This window comes from Actinoplanes rectilineatus (assembly GCF_000962825.1).
Lineage (GTDB): Bacteria > Actinomycetota > Actinomycetes > Mycobacteriales > Micromonosporaceae > Actinoplanes > Actinoplanes rectilineatus.
The window spans coordinates 1-14,865 of the sequence record NZ_JZKF01000107.1; the positions used below are offsets into that span (position 1 = coordinate 1).

8 protein-coding genes are annotated in these 14,865 nt (G+C 71.0%); 1 reads left to right on the forward strand and 7 read right to left on the reverse strand.

Annotated features, from left to right (window positions below; translation table 11 throughout):
• Positions 1–164: 164 nt before the first annotated feature.
• From WH85_RS41190 to WH85_RS49520, 3 genes are all read right to left on the reverse strand, one after another.
• Positions 165–548, reverse strand: a complete 384-nt coding sequence (locus WH85_RS41190) for a hypothetical protein (RefSeq protein WP_245674317.1) — start codon at positions 546–548, stop codon at positions 165–167.
• Between the two features lie 164 nt (positions 549–712).
• A complete protein-coding gene (locus WH85_RS41195) occupies positions 713–1,501 on the reverse strand; it encodes an SAM-dependent methyltransferase (protein WP_045747613.1) in 789 nt (262 codons plus the stop codon).
• A 54-nt stretch (positions 1,502–1,555) separates the two neighbouring features.
• On the reverse strand, positions 1,556–3,154 hold the full coding sequence (locus tag WH85_RS49520) for a polysaccharide deacetylase family protein (RefSeq protein ID WP_052721177.1): 1,599 nt from the start codon (positions 3,152–3,154) through the stop codon (positions 1,556–1,558).
• 267 nt (positions 3,155–3,421) lie between these two features.
• On the opposite strand from WH85_RS49520, the gene WH85_RS41205 reads away from it, so the two are divergent.
• Positions 3,422–6,268: a GH92 family glycosyl hydrolase gene (locus tag WH85_RS41205; RefSeq protein ID WP_052721178.1), complete on the forward strand. Its 2,847-nt coding sequence runs from the start codon at positions 3,422–3,424 to the stop codon at positions 6,266–6,268.
• A 301-nt stretch (positions 6,269–6,569) separates the two neighbouring features.
• Here WH85_RS41205 and WH85_RS52570 read toward each other — a convergent pair whose 3' ends face one another.
• The 4 genes from WH85_RS52570 to WH85_RS41225 form a co-directional block, all read right to left on the reverse strand.
• Positions 6,570–9,197, reverse strand: coding sequence for a PepSY domain-containing protein (locus WH85_RS52570; RefSeq protein ID WP_211275605.1), 2,628 nt, complete (start codon positions 9,195–9,197; stop codon positions 6,570–6,572).
• Between the two features lie 77 nt (positions 9,198–9,274).
• Positions 9,275–11,998 (reverse strand): helix-turn-helix transcriptional regulator, encoded by a 2,724-nt coding sequence (locus WH85_RS41215; protein WP_045747614.1) that lies wholly within the window; start codon positions 11,996–11,998, stop codon positions 9,275–9,277.
• 178 nt (positions 11,999–12,176) lie between these two features.
• Positions 12,177–12,728: a nuclear transport factor 2 family protein gene (locus WH85_RS41220; RefSeq protein ID WP_083449656.1), complete on the reverse strand. Its 552-nt coding sequence runs from the start codon at positions 12,726–12,728 to the stop codon at positions 12,177–12,179.
• 236 nt (positions 12,729–12,964) lie between these two features.
• On the reverse strand, positions 12,965–14,734 hold the full coding sequence (locus WH85_RS41225; RefSeq protein ID WP_045747615.1) for an FAD-binding dehydrogenase: 1,770 nt from the start codon (positions 14,732–14,734) through the stop codon (positions 12,965–12,967).
• Between the last annotated feature and the right edge of the window lie 131 nt (positions 14,735–14,865).

The window sequence follows — 14,865 nt, forward strand, 5'->3', positions numbered from 1 at the left end:
ACGACGACGGCCGCCCGGCCGAGATCAAGGCCGACATCCAGGGCAGCGAAACCGGCCGGACCCGGACCGCCCGGGTGCGGGCCACCATGAAGCTGCACGACTACGGCACGAAGGTCACCGTCCAGCCGCCCGTATGACCCCGTCACGATACCGACCGAGGCGGCTCAGGAGTCGGTCACGGAGAGGACAACGGTGCCGCTGGCCGGGTCCAGGTGGACCAGACCGTGGTACTGCGGGGTCCGTACCTCCTCGGCCCACTGCTCACTGGTCTGCCAGGAGGCACCGTCCGGCAGATACTCGCGCAGCCCGGCGTCGAGCGCCGCGTCCCAGCCCTCCTCGGCCGGCTCCCACTCGTAACCTCCGGCCGCCGCCTCCGCCGTCTGTGGCTGCAGCACCATCACCGCCTGGATGGTCGTGTCGGTCGGCCCGGGCACCCGGCTGTCACCGCCGGGTGTCGCCGCCAGCCAGTGCACCTCGGTGAAATCACCGAGCGCCGGGAACCGCTTGACGATCGGTTCCCGGTCGGTCCGGATCGGTGCCGCGCTCACGCTAGTGGCCCGCTCCGCCGGGGTTCCGGCCTCGGCACATCCCGCAACGGCAAGAATCAACGTCAAGATCATTACTTGGGTACGCCTGCGTGCCATCAGATTCCGTCCCCGCAGCCTGCACCGGAAGCGTCGCCGAACAGCTCACGATACCGGCAGGGCGCCGCTCAGCCGATGCGGCCGACGCCGCCGAACAGGTAGACCTCCGGCTCGTCGGAGTCCGGGTCGGGCCGCCAGCGCGAACACGTCACCACGCCGGGCTCCAGCAGGTCCAGGCCGTCGAAGAAGCGTTCGAGTTCGGCCTTCGTCCGGGCGCGGATCGGGGTGCCGCCGCGCTCGGTGGTCTCCCGCATCACCCGCAGCATCGGCTCGCCGTGGATCTCCGCGGTGGAGTGGGTGAGCACCAGGTGGCTGCCCGCGGGCAGGGCCTGCACCAGCCGGGCGACGGCAGCGTACGCCACGTCGTCGTCCATCAGGTGGTTGACGACGCCGAGCAGCATGAGCGCGACCGGCTGGGTGAGGTCGAGGGTCTTGCGGGCGGCCGCGAGGATCGTCTCCGGCTCCCGCAGGTCGGCCTCGACGTAGTCGCAGACACCCTCCGGCGTGCCGGACAGCAGCGCCCGCGCGTGCACCATGACGAGCGGGTCGTTGTCGACGTAGAGCACCCGGCACGCCGGGTCCAGGGACTGCGCGACCTCGTGGGTGTTGTCCGCGGAGGGCAGCCCGGTGCCGACGTCGAGGAACTGGCGGATGCCGGCGTCCTCGACGAGGAACCGGACCACCCGCTTGAGGAACACCCGCTCGGACCGCGCCCCGATCGGGATGTCCGGGATGTGGGCGATCACCTCGTCGCCGGCGGCCCTGTCGACCGCGAAGTTGTCCGTGCCGCCGAGCCAGTAGTTCCAGATCCGGGCCGAATGCGGAACCGTGGTGTCCACTGTGGCGTGTTCGCTCATCCCGGCATTCTCCCGCGCCGCGGGGGCTGTTCCGCAAGGGTTGACCGGGAACGGTCAGGCCAGGGCGACGAACTTCAGCCCCTTCGCCTGGAGCGCAGGGATGACCGTCTTCAGGGCCGCCAGCGTCTGCGAGCGGTCGCCGCCGCCGTCGTGGCAGAGCAAAATCTGGCCGGGCTCGGAGGCGAGCAGACGCTTGACGATCTTTCCGACGCCGGGGCGGGACCAGTCGCGCGGGTCGGTGGTCCAGTCCATCGGGATCATGCCGGCCTGCGAGACCGATTTCGACAGCCCGTCGGACCAGGCGCCGCCGGGCGCACGGAACAGACTCGGCGCGAAATCGGTGGTGCTGTAGATCTTGTCCTGTGCCCGGTGCAGCTCCTTGATCGCCTTGCGGGACGACAGTTCGGCCACGTTGAGCGGGTGGCTCCAGGTGTGGTTCGCGACGTGGTGACCGTCGTTGACCACGTCACGGGCGGTGGACTCGTGACCCAGCACCTGGTTGCCGATCATGCAGAACAGCGCCGGGACGCCGTGTTTCTCCAGCAGGCGCAGGATCGGCGGGGTCCACTCCGGGTGCGGGCCGTCGTCGATGGTCAGGGCGATCGCGTCGGTGGGAAACGGGTCACCCGGCACCATCCTGCGGAAGTCCGCGAGGGTGTGCACCGGAACCTTCATCACCGGCGTCGTCGGCCGGGGCGTGGTCGGCACCGGGGTGGGGCTCTGCGACGGCGGCGGCGGGGGTTCACTGACGGTCAGGTTGGGGGCGGAGGCCCGCGGCTCGTCCCGGCCCGCCAGGGCGGCGATCGTGCCGCCGACCAGGGCGGTGCCGGCCACCGCCGGGATGGCCCAGAGGAGGCGCCGGCGGGTGAGGGGCTTCGCCTGCGGGGGTACGGGGACCGGCGTCTTCGGCGGCGCCGGAAGAGCGATCGTCGGTTCGGCCGGCGGCGGCGCCACGGTCGTGACGGACCGCTGCTTCGGCACGGTGAACAGCCGCTCCGGCTTGGGCGGGGCGGGCATGGCGACGGTCGGCTCGTCCGACTCCACCGGAGGCGCCGGCCGCGGCTTCGGCAGCGCGACCGTAGGTTCGGCCTCCACCTTGGGCGGAATCGCCATCGCAACCGTCGGCTCCGCCTCGACGCTGGGCGGAATCGGCATGGCCACCGTCGGCTCCGCCTCCACCTTGGCGGGAATCGCCATCGCAACCGTGGGCTCCGCCTCCACCTCGGCAGGGATCGCCATGGCTACCGTCGGCTCCGCCTCGGCAGGGACCGCCATCGCGACCGTGGGCTCCGCCTCAGCCTCGGGCCGGGGCGTCAGGGCGACCGTGGGCTCCGAGTCCGGCGCGGGCCGGGGCGAGGGCAGCACGACGGTCGGCTCCGGCACCTCCTCCTCCGAAGGAGCGGCCGGCTGCTCGGGCACCTTCTCCGCCGAAGGAGCGGCCGGCGGCTCGGGCTCGGCCGACGCCGTCAGATTGACGGTGGGTTCCGATTCCCCCGCCTCCGAGCCGGCCTCCGACGAGGACGCCGCGGACAGATCGACTGTCGGCTCGGAGCCCGCCGTCGGAGCGGCCGGCAACAGGACCGTGGGCTCGGCCGGCTCATCGGTTCCGGACGTGCCGCTCTCGGCTGCTGGGGTGGGCTTATCGGTGTTCATCGGTCGGATTCTCTCGCCCGCGGTCAAATCGGTCGTCATCACTGTCTCACCAACGAACCGCCCCGCGCCGGCAGCACCCGACGACCTCACCTGGGGCGGGAACAGCAAGTGATCATGCGATCACCACCTCGACCACCCCGCCCCCATGTCGATCACAACAGTCGGCAACCAGTGGCGTTCGTCACACTCATGATTGACACATCGAAGAAGATCGAACAAGGTTGTTTCCAGTAAGTGACCGGCATCGATGTCGCTACTGGGGGATGCGTGTTCGGACTCCGTACTGTCGCCGTGGCCCTGGGCACCGCCCTCACCGTCACGATCGGCGCCGCCGCAGCTCACGGCGCCGCACTGCCACTCGTCGACGACCCGGCCGGGTACGTCGACCCGTTCATCGGCACGACGAACCTCGGCAACACGTACCCGGGAGCGGTCACCCCGTTCGGCATGCTGGCCTGGAGCCCGCAGACCTCCCGCGGCACCCAGATCTCCACCCCGGCCCCGGGCGGCTACCAGTACACCGCCACCCGGATCCGCGGCTTCAGCCTCACCCACCTCAGCGGCGTCGGCTGCTCCGGCGCCAACGGTGACATCCCGGTCATGCCGCAGGTCGGCGACATCACCACGTCACCCACCGCGGACGCCACCGACGCCGTGTACGCCAGCACGTTCGCGCACGCCGACGAGGCCGCCCGGCCGGGCTACTACGCCGTCGGCCTGGACAGCGGCGCGGGCGCCGAACTGACCGTGACACCGCGGACCGGCTCCGGACGGTTCACCTTCCCCGCGGAGCAGACGGCCAGCCTGCTGTTCCGGACCTCGATGTCGGAGACCGGCAGCGAGGACGCGACGGTGCACCTCGACCCTGCCACCCGCACGGTGACCGGGTCGGTCAGCGCCGGCAACTTCTGCGGGCCGCAGAGCACGAACAACAGTCACGCGTACTACACGCTGCACTTCGTCGCCGTCCTCGACCAGCCGTTCGCGACGACCGGCACCTGGCAGGACAGCGTGCTCACCCCGGGCGGCACCGACGCGAGCGGCGGTAGCGGATACAGCGCCACCGGACGGCCCGTCGCGGGCAAGGGCTCCGGCGGGTACGTGACGTTCGCACCCGGCACGACCAGCGTCGGGATGCGCGTCGCGATCTCGTACGTCAGCCTGGACGGCGCCCGCGCCAACCTGGCGAAGGAGAACGGCAACCGCAGTTTCGACACGATCGCGGTCGCCGCCCGGAAGGCCTGGACCGAGCGACTGAGAAGGATCGCGATCGGCGGCGGCACCGAGGCGCAACGCCGCACGTTCTACACCGCGCTGTACCACGCACAGCTCGAACCGACGCTGACCAGCGACGTCACCGGCCGGTACATGGGTGCCGACGACACCGTACACACCCTGAGCGCCGGCCAGAAGGCGCAGTACGGCACGTTCTCCGGCTGGGACGTCTATCGCGCGCAGGTGCAGTTGCTGACCATGCTGGACCCGGTCATGGCCGGGGATTTCGCCCAGTCGCTCTACAACTATGCCGGTCAGCGCGACGGCGAATGGGACCGCTGGCTGCTGCAGCACGGCAAGACCGCCGTCATGTCCGGTGACCCGTCGGCAGCCGCCGTCGCGGCCATCCACGCCTTCGGCGCCCGGAACTTCGACGTCCGCGGTGCCTTCGATTCTCTGGTACGCGCCGCGACCGTCCCCACCGCGAACGACTCCAGCGACGCCGGCTGCAACGTCGAGTGCGTCGGGCAGCGTCCCGCCCTCGACAAGTACCTGGAACTGGGTTACGTCCCGGCCGACGACTGCCACTGCTGGGGTGGCGCGGCCGAGACCCTGGAGGACGCGGCCGCCGACTACGGTCTGTCCCGGCTGGCCAAGGCTCTCGGCGACGACGCGAACGAGCGGCTCTTCCTGGACCGATCGCACAACTGGCGCAACGTGTTCGACCCGGCCGCCGTGGCGGATCCCGGCCTGGCCCACAACGTCCGCGAGAAGATCGCCACGATCACCGCGAGCGGCGAGAACGCCCCCTCCGAGGGCAAGGCCCAGGCCTTCGACGGCGACAAGGGCACCAAGAGGCTCACCTTCGCCACCACCGGCTGGATCCAGGCGCAACTTCAAGAGCCACACACCATCACGGGGTACGCGCTGACGTCAGCCAACGACGTCCCCGGCCGTGACCCGCGCAGCTGGGAACTGCTGGGCAGCGCCGACGGCGTCACGTGGGAGGTCGTCGACGCGCAGAACGGGCAGGCCTTCACCCAGCGGGGGCAGACCCTCGAGTACCCGGTGGCCGACCCGAAGCCGTACCTCTACTACCGCCTGAACGTGACGGCCAACGGTGGCGAGCCGATCGTGCAGCTCGGCGAGCTGGAGCTGGCCGACCCGGCGGTGGCGACCCCGGCACCGCCGGACGGGCCGTACACCGGCTGGATGCGGGACCGGTACGCCGACGGGACCTGGGCGCCCGGCTTCAGCCCGTCCACCGGCACCGGTTTCGTCGAGGGCAGCAGCGCCCAGTACACCTGGATGGTCTACTCCGACGTGCTCGGGCTGGCCGATGCGATGGGCGGCACCGCGAAGGCGGCCGAACGGCTGGACGCCTTCTTCCGCAAGGCCGACGGGTCGTTCGACCTGAGCGCCACGAGCAGCACGCGGTTCGACGCGACCAACGAGCCGGACATTCAGACGCCGTACCTGTACAACTACTTCGGGCAGGCGTACAAGACACAGGAGACGGTCCGCGCGATCCTCGACGGCAAGTGGGGTGACGGCACCGGCGGCATCCCCGGCAACGACGACGCCGGGACGATGAGCGCCTGGTACGTCTTCTCCGCCCTGGGCCTGTACCCGACCGTCCCGACCCGTGCCGAACTGGCGCTGACCACGCCGCTGTTCCCCCGCGCCGTCGTCCACCTGGCCGGTGGCCGGTCGCTGACCATCGACGCCCCCGGCAACGGCCCGTACGTGCGGGACCTGCGCCTGGACGGCAGGCCCCGGACCAAGGCCTGGCTTCCGGCGACGGTGGTACGGACCGGAGGTTCGCTCGTCTACACCCGGTCCGCGACACCGAGCCTCACCTGGGGTTCCGGGCCGGCCGACGCTCCCCCGCAGAACTAGCCACGTTTCGTGGCCAGCGTGCGAAGCCCGTCCACGTGGTGATTTCAGGCGCGCTGGACGCCCCAAATCACCACACCCGTGGCGGTGTGGTGAATACGGGCGCGCTGCACGCCCCAAATCACCACACCCGTGGCGGTGTGGTGAATACGGGCGCGCTGCACGCCCCAAATCACCACACCCCTGGGGGTGTGGTGATTTCGGGCGGCCTGGGCGCCTGAAGTCACCACGCGGGCGGGCTTCGCACCCGGACCACGAAACGTGTTCAGCGGCCGGGCGACCTTCGATATCTGATCTGAACCGGTCAGCTGCCCGCTGGAGCCGGGGACACCGGAATCTGCGGCCTCCTGCGGCGGCGCACCTCGCTGGTGATCAGGTCGATGGCGAGGAAGGCGGCGAGGGGGATGCCGAACAGCGGCAGGGCCCATCCGAGGCCGAAGATCAGTGGGCCGCCGACGACGATGGCCCAGGTGGGCAGCGCCTGCCAGGCGCCGGGGCCGACCGGCGGAGCACCCACCGGGGCGCGACGGTCGGCGCGGGTGGGGCGGCGCTGCCACCACATGCGGTAACCCCAGACGATCAGGGTGACCAGGCCGAGGGCGAGGGCGGCGAGGACGATCTGGTTGGCGATGCCGAACAGCAGGCCCATGTGGGCGTTGACGCCCCAGCTGGTGAGTTTGGCGAGGAACGGCCAGTCGGCGAAGTCGACCCGGTCGACGACCGTGCCGCTCGCGTCGACGGCGACGCTGTCCAGGCGCACCGGCCAGAGGCTGTCGTTCTGGGTGACGGTCCAGGCACTGGCGGCGTCGGCTGGCGGGGTGACCGCCAGGGGGCCGTCGAGTCCGGCGTCACGCGCACCGGCCAGGACCGTGTCGACGGCGGACGGGTCGACCGGGGCGGTGACGGCCGCACCGCCGTGGTGGCCGGCGGCCGGGGCGGCGTCGATGCTGGTGGTGACGTAGGGACGGTTGCCCTTCACCTCGTCGAGGACCGCCGAGAAGTTGGCGCCGGCCCGGTCGGACCAGGTCAGGCCGGTGGCCGAGAGGATCAGCATGCCGAGCGCCACCCACAGGCCGAGAGCGCCGTGCCAGCTGCGGGTGCGGCGGACGCCCTTCTTCGCGGCCAGATCCGGGGCGAGCAGGCGGCGGGCGGTGCGCTTCGCCTTGTTGCGCCGCCACCACAGGGCCACGCCGCCGAGGGCGAGGATCCACAGCCAGCTGGCGGCGAACTCCGAGTAGAGCGTGCCGGTCGAGCCGAGGTGCAGGTCCCGGTGGAACTGGTCCAGCCAGGTGTTCAGCGGGGTCGCACCCCACCAGGTGGTGAGTTGGCCGGTGACCGCACCGGTGTACGGGTCGACGTAGACGGTGTGCGCCAGTTCGGCCGCTTCGTCGAGCCCCGGGGAGGAGAAGTCGACCTGGGTGGTGGCGGTACCTTCGCTCACGCGTACCCCCAGGAGGTCTCCGTCGGGATGCGTGGCGCGCGCCGCGGCGATCTGCTCGGCCACCGGCAGGGTCGCGTCCCCCACCGAGGAGACCGTCAGCTCGGAGCTGTAGACGATCTTGTCCAGAGTGGGCACCAGGGTGAACAGGAAGCCGGTGCCGGCCGCGATCAGGATGAACGGTGCGACCAGGATGCCGGCGTAGAAGTGCAGGCGCAGCAGCAGAGGGCCGAAGCTGGTGCGGGGACGAGCGGGTCCGGCCGGCGGTGACGGGACGTCGGTCGTGGCGGGATCGGCGATGGTGGACATGGGCTCCTCGTTCGGGCACCGGTGGGGGTTGCTGGTTGGTCGCCGGTGCCCGCCGAAAAGTTCCCGCCTTCTGTGTCGGCCGTCACGGGCGACGGGTGCGACGCCTGGACTTCGAGCCGGTGGTGATGCTCTACGCGGTACCCGCTGCCGGTCAGAGGGAGTCGGGGACCAGGACCACCTTGCCCGCCGCGGCACCGGACTCGGCGAATCGGAGCGCTTCGGCGACCTGCGAGAGCGGAAACGCCCGGGCGATCCGGGCGGTGATCTCGCCGGCGGCGAGCTGCTGGAAGACCGCTTCCAGGTCGGCCCGCAGCTCGGCACGGTAGCGGTCCGGTCCGGGTTCGTCCGGCGGCCGGCCCAGAGGTCGAAGAACGTCGCCGACCGTCCGTTCGGCAGCGCGGTCCAGAGCATGAGCTGGGCGATCAGGCCGAGAACCGGCAGCCGTGGGTTACCGGCGTCGTCGCGGGTCGAGGCCGAACCGTAGGAGACCAGAACCCCGCCGTGCGCGAGCATCGCCCACGAGTCCCGGATTCCGGGGCCACCCACGTGGTCGAAGACGGCCGCGACACCGTTCGGTGCGAGCTGCGCGACCTGCGCGCCGACGTCACCGTGGCGGTCGACCGGGGTGGCGCCGAGTTCCCGTACGTAGGGGAAGTGCCGTGCCGACACGACCCCCAGCACCTGGATGCCGAGGACGCGGGCCATCTGGACCAGCAGGGAGGCGACCCCACCGTTGGCGCCCAGCACGACAACCGTGTCGCCCCGCGTTGCTTTCGTGCGGGCGAGCATGCGGCGTGCGGTGACGCCGTTGACGATGACGGCCTCCGCCTCGGCCGCGCTGAGCCCGTCCGGCACCGGAACGAGGTCGGCGACCGGCAGCACGAGACGGTCGGCCCAGCCACCTATCTTCGTCAGGGCGGCGACCCGGCGTCCGACCAGGGCGGAGCCGTCGCCGGTGTCGTCGCCGACGCTCTCCACCACGCCGACGACGTCATAGCCGGGGACGAAGGGATACGGCGGCTGGTCGTAGTACTTGCCGCGGCGCATCTGCTGTTCCGCGAACGAGACGCCGCTCGCCTCCATCCGGATCAGGGCCTGCCCGCGGCCGGCCGGCGGTGTCGGCCGGGTGCGCAGAGCCAGGCCCTCCGGCTCGACGGCCCCCGGCAGTTCCACTTCAGTAATCACGATTGCTCCTCTTCGTCCGCGGGTCATCTGCTGTGCTGATCCTGCGCCGGAGGAGGAGCGCGTCGCGTCAGCAAGAATTACGTAGTCGGCGTGGTAGGTGGTCGCAGGGGCAGCTCACGGAGCTGACGGCGTGAGGAGATGTTGAGCTTGCGGTAGATGTTGCGCAGGTGCGCGTCGATCGTCCGGGGGCTGAGGAACAGCGTGGCGGCGACCTCCTTCGACGTCGCGCCGGCGGAAACCTTGCCGGCGATGAGGACCTCCTGGTCGGTCAGGGAGCTGAGGGGGTCGGCACCGGCACGTCGTGGATGTTCCCCGGTCGCGAGGAGTTCGCGGGCCGCCCGTTCGGCGAAGGCCCGTGCACCGATCGCCGACAGCAGTTCGTGGGCCGCCCGGAGCTCGACGCGCGCCTCGGCACGACGGCCGGCCCGGCGCAGCCATTCGCCGTAGACGAGACGGCTGCGCGCGTAGAAGGCTCGCAACTCGGTCCGGGCGAACTGATCGACGGCACCGCGGTACAGCTTCTCCGCTTCCGGTCCGGTCGTGACGAGGGCCTGGGCACTCAGGTCGCCCCCGACCGCCCACGGGGACGGGTTCGCCCGAGCCAGTGCCGCCAGCCAGCGTACGGCCAGGTCGGCCTGGTCCGGCTGTCCCGATCGCGCGGCGGCCTCGACCAGTTCCAGCTGCGTACCCCAGATGATGTACGAGCCCTGCTGCTGCCGGTGTTGTGCGGCCAGGGCGGCGTCGAGTGCCGCCTGGTAGTCGCCGAGCCCGTTACGCAGGACCGCGGTGGCGTAGTACTCGGCGGTGAACTCGAAGGTGCCGACCCGGCTGCGCAGCATCTCGCCCAGTCCGCGGTACCGGTCGGCGTCGCCGCTCCACGCGGTGAGCAGCAGCTCCGCGCCGGCGAGGCTGACCGTGCCGGCTGCCTCGTCGATCGCCCGGGCCTCGCCCAGGCAGGCGGCCGCGTCGTCGAACCGGCCGACCGCTGTCCGGGCGATCGTCTGGTAGCGCAGTGCCTGCGGCAGGATCGCGAAAGCACCCTGTCCGCGGGCGAGCTGGACCTGCCGGTCGGCGATCTCGGTCATCGACTCGTCGTCACACAGATCCAGGCACAACTGGCAGACGAGTTCCATCCACCACGGGTTCGCGGTCGAGGTCCTCGCCTGTTCACGGACCGCGGCCACCGCACGGATCATCGCCGGGACCGCATCCTGGACGGGTAGCAGGATCTGGTCGACGAGGGCGTCGAGGAGGAGATCGACCGGCCGGGCCGGCTCCCGGCGTGGTGCCTGCTCCCGGATGCGAACGGCGAGTTCACGGAGCCGGCCGGGGACGTTGTCGTTGAACATGAACGACGCGAACGCCTCGAGATAGGTCTCCCGGGCCTGGTCGGTGCCGAGGTCGGCGGCGGCGTCGGCGAGCGCGGCCGCCGCCTGCGGGCTGCGCGTGATATGAAAGTCGATCAGGGCCCGCAGCAGGCGTACGGCCGCGCGTTCCGGCGCTTCGAGGGTCCGCCGCTCGACCTCGTCCACCAGGCGCCCGGCCTCGGCCGGTGCGCCCGCTCGCAGCCGGAGCCGGGCGCCCTCGATCAGCCGGCGAGCCTGGCCGGACGGCTCGGGGGTCAGCCGTCCGGCCCGTTCCAGGAACGCGGCCGCGGCGACGAGGCCGCCGCGGCGCTGAGCCCGGTCGGCGGACTGCTCCAGTTCGAGGGCGACCTCCTCGTCACTCTCGGCGACCGCGTTGGCCCGATGCCAGGCCCGGCGGTCCGGATCGATGCTCATATCGGTCGCCTTCGCCAGGGCCGCGTGCGCCTGACGCCGTAGGCCCGGGGTGACCGACCGGTAGACGGCCGACCGCACCAGCGGATGCCGGAAATGGACCCGGGGCCCGAGCACGACGAGCCCTTCGTCCTCGGCGCGTTCCAGCGCGGACGTCCGCAGTCCCCGGATCACCGCCGCCCGGCGCAGCAGGCCGAGGTCGCCGAGCGGCTCCGCCGAGGCGAGCACGACGATGGCCTGTGCCTCCGGGGGCAGCTGCCGGAAGCGGCGGATGAACCGGTCCTCCAGGGCGTGCACGACGGTGGAACCGGGTCGTACGTCCGTCCCCGGCAGTCCCATCGATCCCGCGTACCGGGCGAACTCCAGCAGCGCCAACGGATTGCCGGCGGCTTCGGCGAGGACCCGGTCGAGGACCACCTCGTCCAGGCCGGACAGGTTCATCGACCTGAGCAGGTCGTGGGCCTCGCCGTTGTTCAGAGGACCGACCGTGAGGTGGGTGAGGGAGCCGAGTTCGGGCACCGACGCGGCCTCCCGCGCGGCGAACAACAGCACGACGCGCTCGGCACCGATCCGGCGCGCGATGAAGGACAACGCGTTCCGCGAGCCTTGGTCCATCCATTGGACGTCGTCGAGCACGCAGCACACCGGCTGGTCACGTGCCGCGACGCTGAGAAGGCCCAGCACGGCCAGGCCGACCAGCAGCGGGCTCGGCGCGGGCCCGGCGCCGAGCCCGAAGACCGTCTCGACGGCGAGCCGCTGGGGATCGGGAAGGTCGTGACGCCGTTCCAGGACCGGCGCGCAGAGCTGATGCAACGCCGCGTATGGCAGGTCGCTCTCGAACTCCGTGCCACCGGCGCGGAGGACCAGCCATTCCCGCACCGACCCCATCGCAGCCTCGATCAGGGCTGACTTCCCGATCCCCGCTTCGCCGAGCAGCAGGACAGCCGCTCCGTCACCGCGTGAGCCGGCCTCCGTGATCCGACGGAGCTCGACCGACTCGGACTGACGGGCGACCAGTCGCATGACACCGACCTCTCGTTGCGACCCGAATACGGGCCGAAGTTATGGTTCCTAACTTGAGTTAGGCACCATAACTGAGGGAAGGTAGTCAGGCCGTACATCGATGTCAAGATCGCGAAAGGTGGCCGCCGAGCGAAGCCGGACGGCCACCTCATCGATCCACGGGGGCGAAGACGTGAATTCAGGAGGGCTGCGGCGGCGTCCAGTCCGCGGGCAGACCAGACTGGGCGAGCACCGCGGCCAGGTTGTAGTAGTCCGTGTCGCTGGCGATGAGCCCACCGCGGAGTTCCAGAATGGTCGTGGTGGGCACCGCGAACGGCTTGGGCGCCCCGAAGAGCTTCCCCGAGTAGACCGCTTCGATCGCGACCCGGTCGCCGCTACGGAACGCCTGCTTCACCTCGATGCGCACATCCGAGATGAGCAGATCCGTACGCTCCTTCCAGCCGGCGATCTCGGCCTTCCCGGTGGCGGTGAACCCGATGGCGTTGTCGGTGTACGTGGCGTCCTTGGTGAAGAGCCGCGCCAGCCGCTGGGGGTCGCTGCCGTTCCAGGCGGCCGCCCACGCCGAGGCCACGGCCGGCACCTGCTGGTGGTGCGCACCGCTGCTCGCGTGCTTGGCGGTCGACGTGTCAGCCGCCGAGGCGGCGGTGCTCACGACAGCGCCCGCCCCCACCGTGGCGGCCAGGACGGCGCCCGCGACGGCGATCCGGCGGGAGATACGAGGAACAGACATGGCTGATTCTCCTTGAGCTGCGGGTGACGGGCTGCGGTCGCGCTGATCCGCGCGGTGCCGCGCCGGACCGTTTGACGTGATTGAGCATCCCCGGCCCACGGCGCTCTCCGCGTAGGTAGAAACCACCTATTCGCGGTACCGAGGAGGGCTGTGGCGGTTCTCCCGAATCTCGTCTGCGTGTGCACGACCGCACCCGGGCCGCCGTCGTCACCCACGACAGCGGCCTGTTCCACCGATCAGAGGGCGGCGGCCGCGGCCCGGCCCGCCTGGCGTCCGGAGAAGAGGCAGCCGCCGAGGAAGGTGCCCTCCAGCGAGCGGTACCCGTGCACTCCCCCGCCGCCGAAGCCGGCCACCTCGCCGGCCGCGTACAGGCCGGGGATCGCCTTGCCGGCCGCGTCCATGACCTGTCCCTGCAGGTTGGTCTGCAGCCCGCCCAGCGTCTTGCGGGTCAGGATGTTCAGTTTCACCGCCACCAGCGGGCCCTTGGCCGTGTCCAGGATGCGGTGGGCCGACGCGGTGCGGCTGATCTGGTCGCCCAGGTAGGTCAGCGCGTTGCGGATCCCCATCACCTGGGCGTCCTTGCTGAAGTTGTTGGTGATCTCCCGGTCCCGGGCCTCGATCTGCGCCTTCAGGGACTCCAGCTTGATCAGGTTGGAGCCGGCCACCCGGTTCATCCCGGTGACCAGTTCGGGAAGCGTGTTCGCCTTGACGAAGTCGGCACCGTACTGCTGGAACTTGCGGATCGGTTCGGGGGTCTGCCAGATCCGGGACAGCAGCAGCCAGATGTCCTTGTTCGTCAGGTCGGGGTTCTGTTCCGAGCCGGAGAGTGCGAACTCCTTGTCGACGATCTCCTGGGTGGCCACGAACCAGGAGTAGTCGTATCCGCTGCCGGTGATGGTGCCGAGGGTGTGCAGCGTGTCGTATCCGGGCCAGTCCGGTGCGGACAGCCGTCTCCCGGTGGCGTCGAACCACATCGAGGACGGGCCGGGCAGGATGCGGATGCCGTGGCCGGGCCAGATCGGGTCCCAGTTGCGCAGGCCCTCGGTGTAGTGCCACATCCGGTCCGGGTTGACGATCCGGGCGCCGGCCGCTTCGCTGATCGCCAGCATCCGGCCGTCGACGTGCGCCGGAACGCCGGTGATCATGGCGGCCGGGGCCTTGCCGAGGCGGGCCGGCCAGTTGCGGCGGATCAGGTCGTGGTTGGCGCCGATGCCACCGGAGGTCACGATGACGATCGGGGCGTTCAGCTGGAAGTCGCCGGTCACCGTGCGCGAGCTGGGTTCTCCGCGGGCTGCCGTCGACGGTTCCAGAACGGCGCCGCGCACGCCGGTGACCGCGCCGTTGGTGGTCACCAGTCCGTCGACCCGGTGGCGGAACTTGAACACCACCTTGCCGGCTGCCACACCGGCCCGGACCTTCTTCTCGAACGGTTCCATCACGGCCGGCCCGGTGCCCCAGGTGACGTGGAAGCGGGGCACCGAGTTGCCGTGCCCGTCGGCCAGGCCACCACCGCGTTCCGCCCAGCCGACCGCCGGGAACCACTGCATGCCCAGGCCGGCCAGCCACGAGCGCTTCTCGCCGGCGGCGAACTCGACGTAGGCCCGCGCCCACTTGGCGGCCCAGTGGTCCTGGCCGGTGGGGTCGTCGACGCCGCGGTCGAAGCCGGCGGTGCCGAGCCAGTCCTGCCACGCCAGGTCGAACGAGTCCTGCACGCCCATCAGCCGCTGCTCGACCGAGTCGACGAAGAACAGTCCGCCGAACGACCAGAACGCCTGCCCGCCGAGGCTCGCCTCCGGTTCCTGGTCGAGCAGCAGGACCTTGCGGCCGGCCGCGACCAGTTCCGACGTGGCGACCAGTCCGGCGAGTCCGTGCCCGACGACGATCGCGTCGGCGTCGGTGGCCGCGTAGGCCGGTGCGGCTTTCGCGATGACCGCGCCGGCGGCCACACCGCCCGCCACGGTCAATGCCGTTCGCCGGGTGATCCCGGACGATGCCGCCTCTTCCATGCGCCCTCCCGGTGCTCGGATGGGAACAAAGGAGAACAAGCGCGCCGGTGCCTGCGATAGTCGCTCACCGCCAAAACCCGCGGTGGCCGTTGTGCGCGATCACCAGCCGGATAGATCGACCATCGTTCACC

Excerpts from the sequence above, each read along its gene's own strand:
- WH85_RS49520 (WP_052721177.1), bottom strand. The coding sequence starts at position 3,154 with ATGAACACCGATAAGCCCACCCCAGCAGCCGAGAGCGGCACGTCCGGA.
- WH85_RS41220 (WP_083449656.1), bottom strand. The coding sequence starts at position 12,728 with ATGTCTGTTCCTCGTATCTCCCGCCGGATCGCCGTCGCGGGCGCCGTC.
- WH85_RS41215 (WP_045747614.1), bottom strand. The coding sequence starts at position 11,998 with ATGCGACTGGTCGCCCGTCAGTCCGAGTCGGTCGAGCTCCGTCGGATC.
- WH85_RS41195 (WP_045747613.1), bottom strand. The coding sequence starts at position 1,501 with ATGAGCGAACACGCCACAGTGGACACCACGGTTCCGCATTCGGCCCGG.
- WH85_RS41225 (WP_045747615.1), bottom strand. The coding sequence starts at position 14,734 with ATGGAAGAGGCGGCATCGTCCGGGATCACCCGGCGAACGGCATTGACC.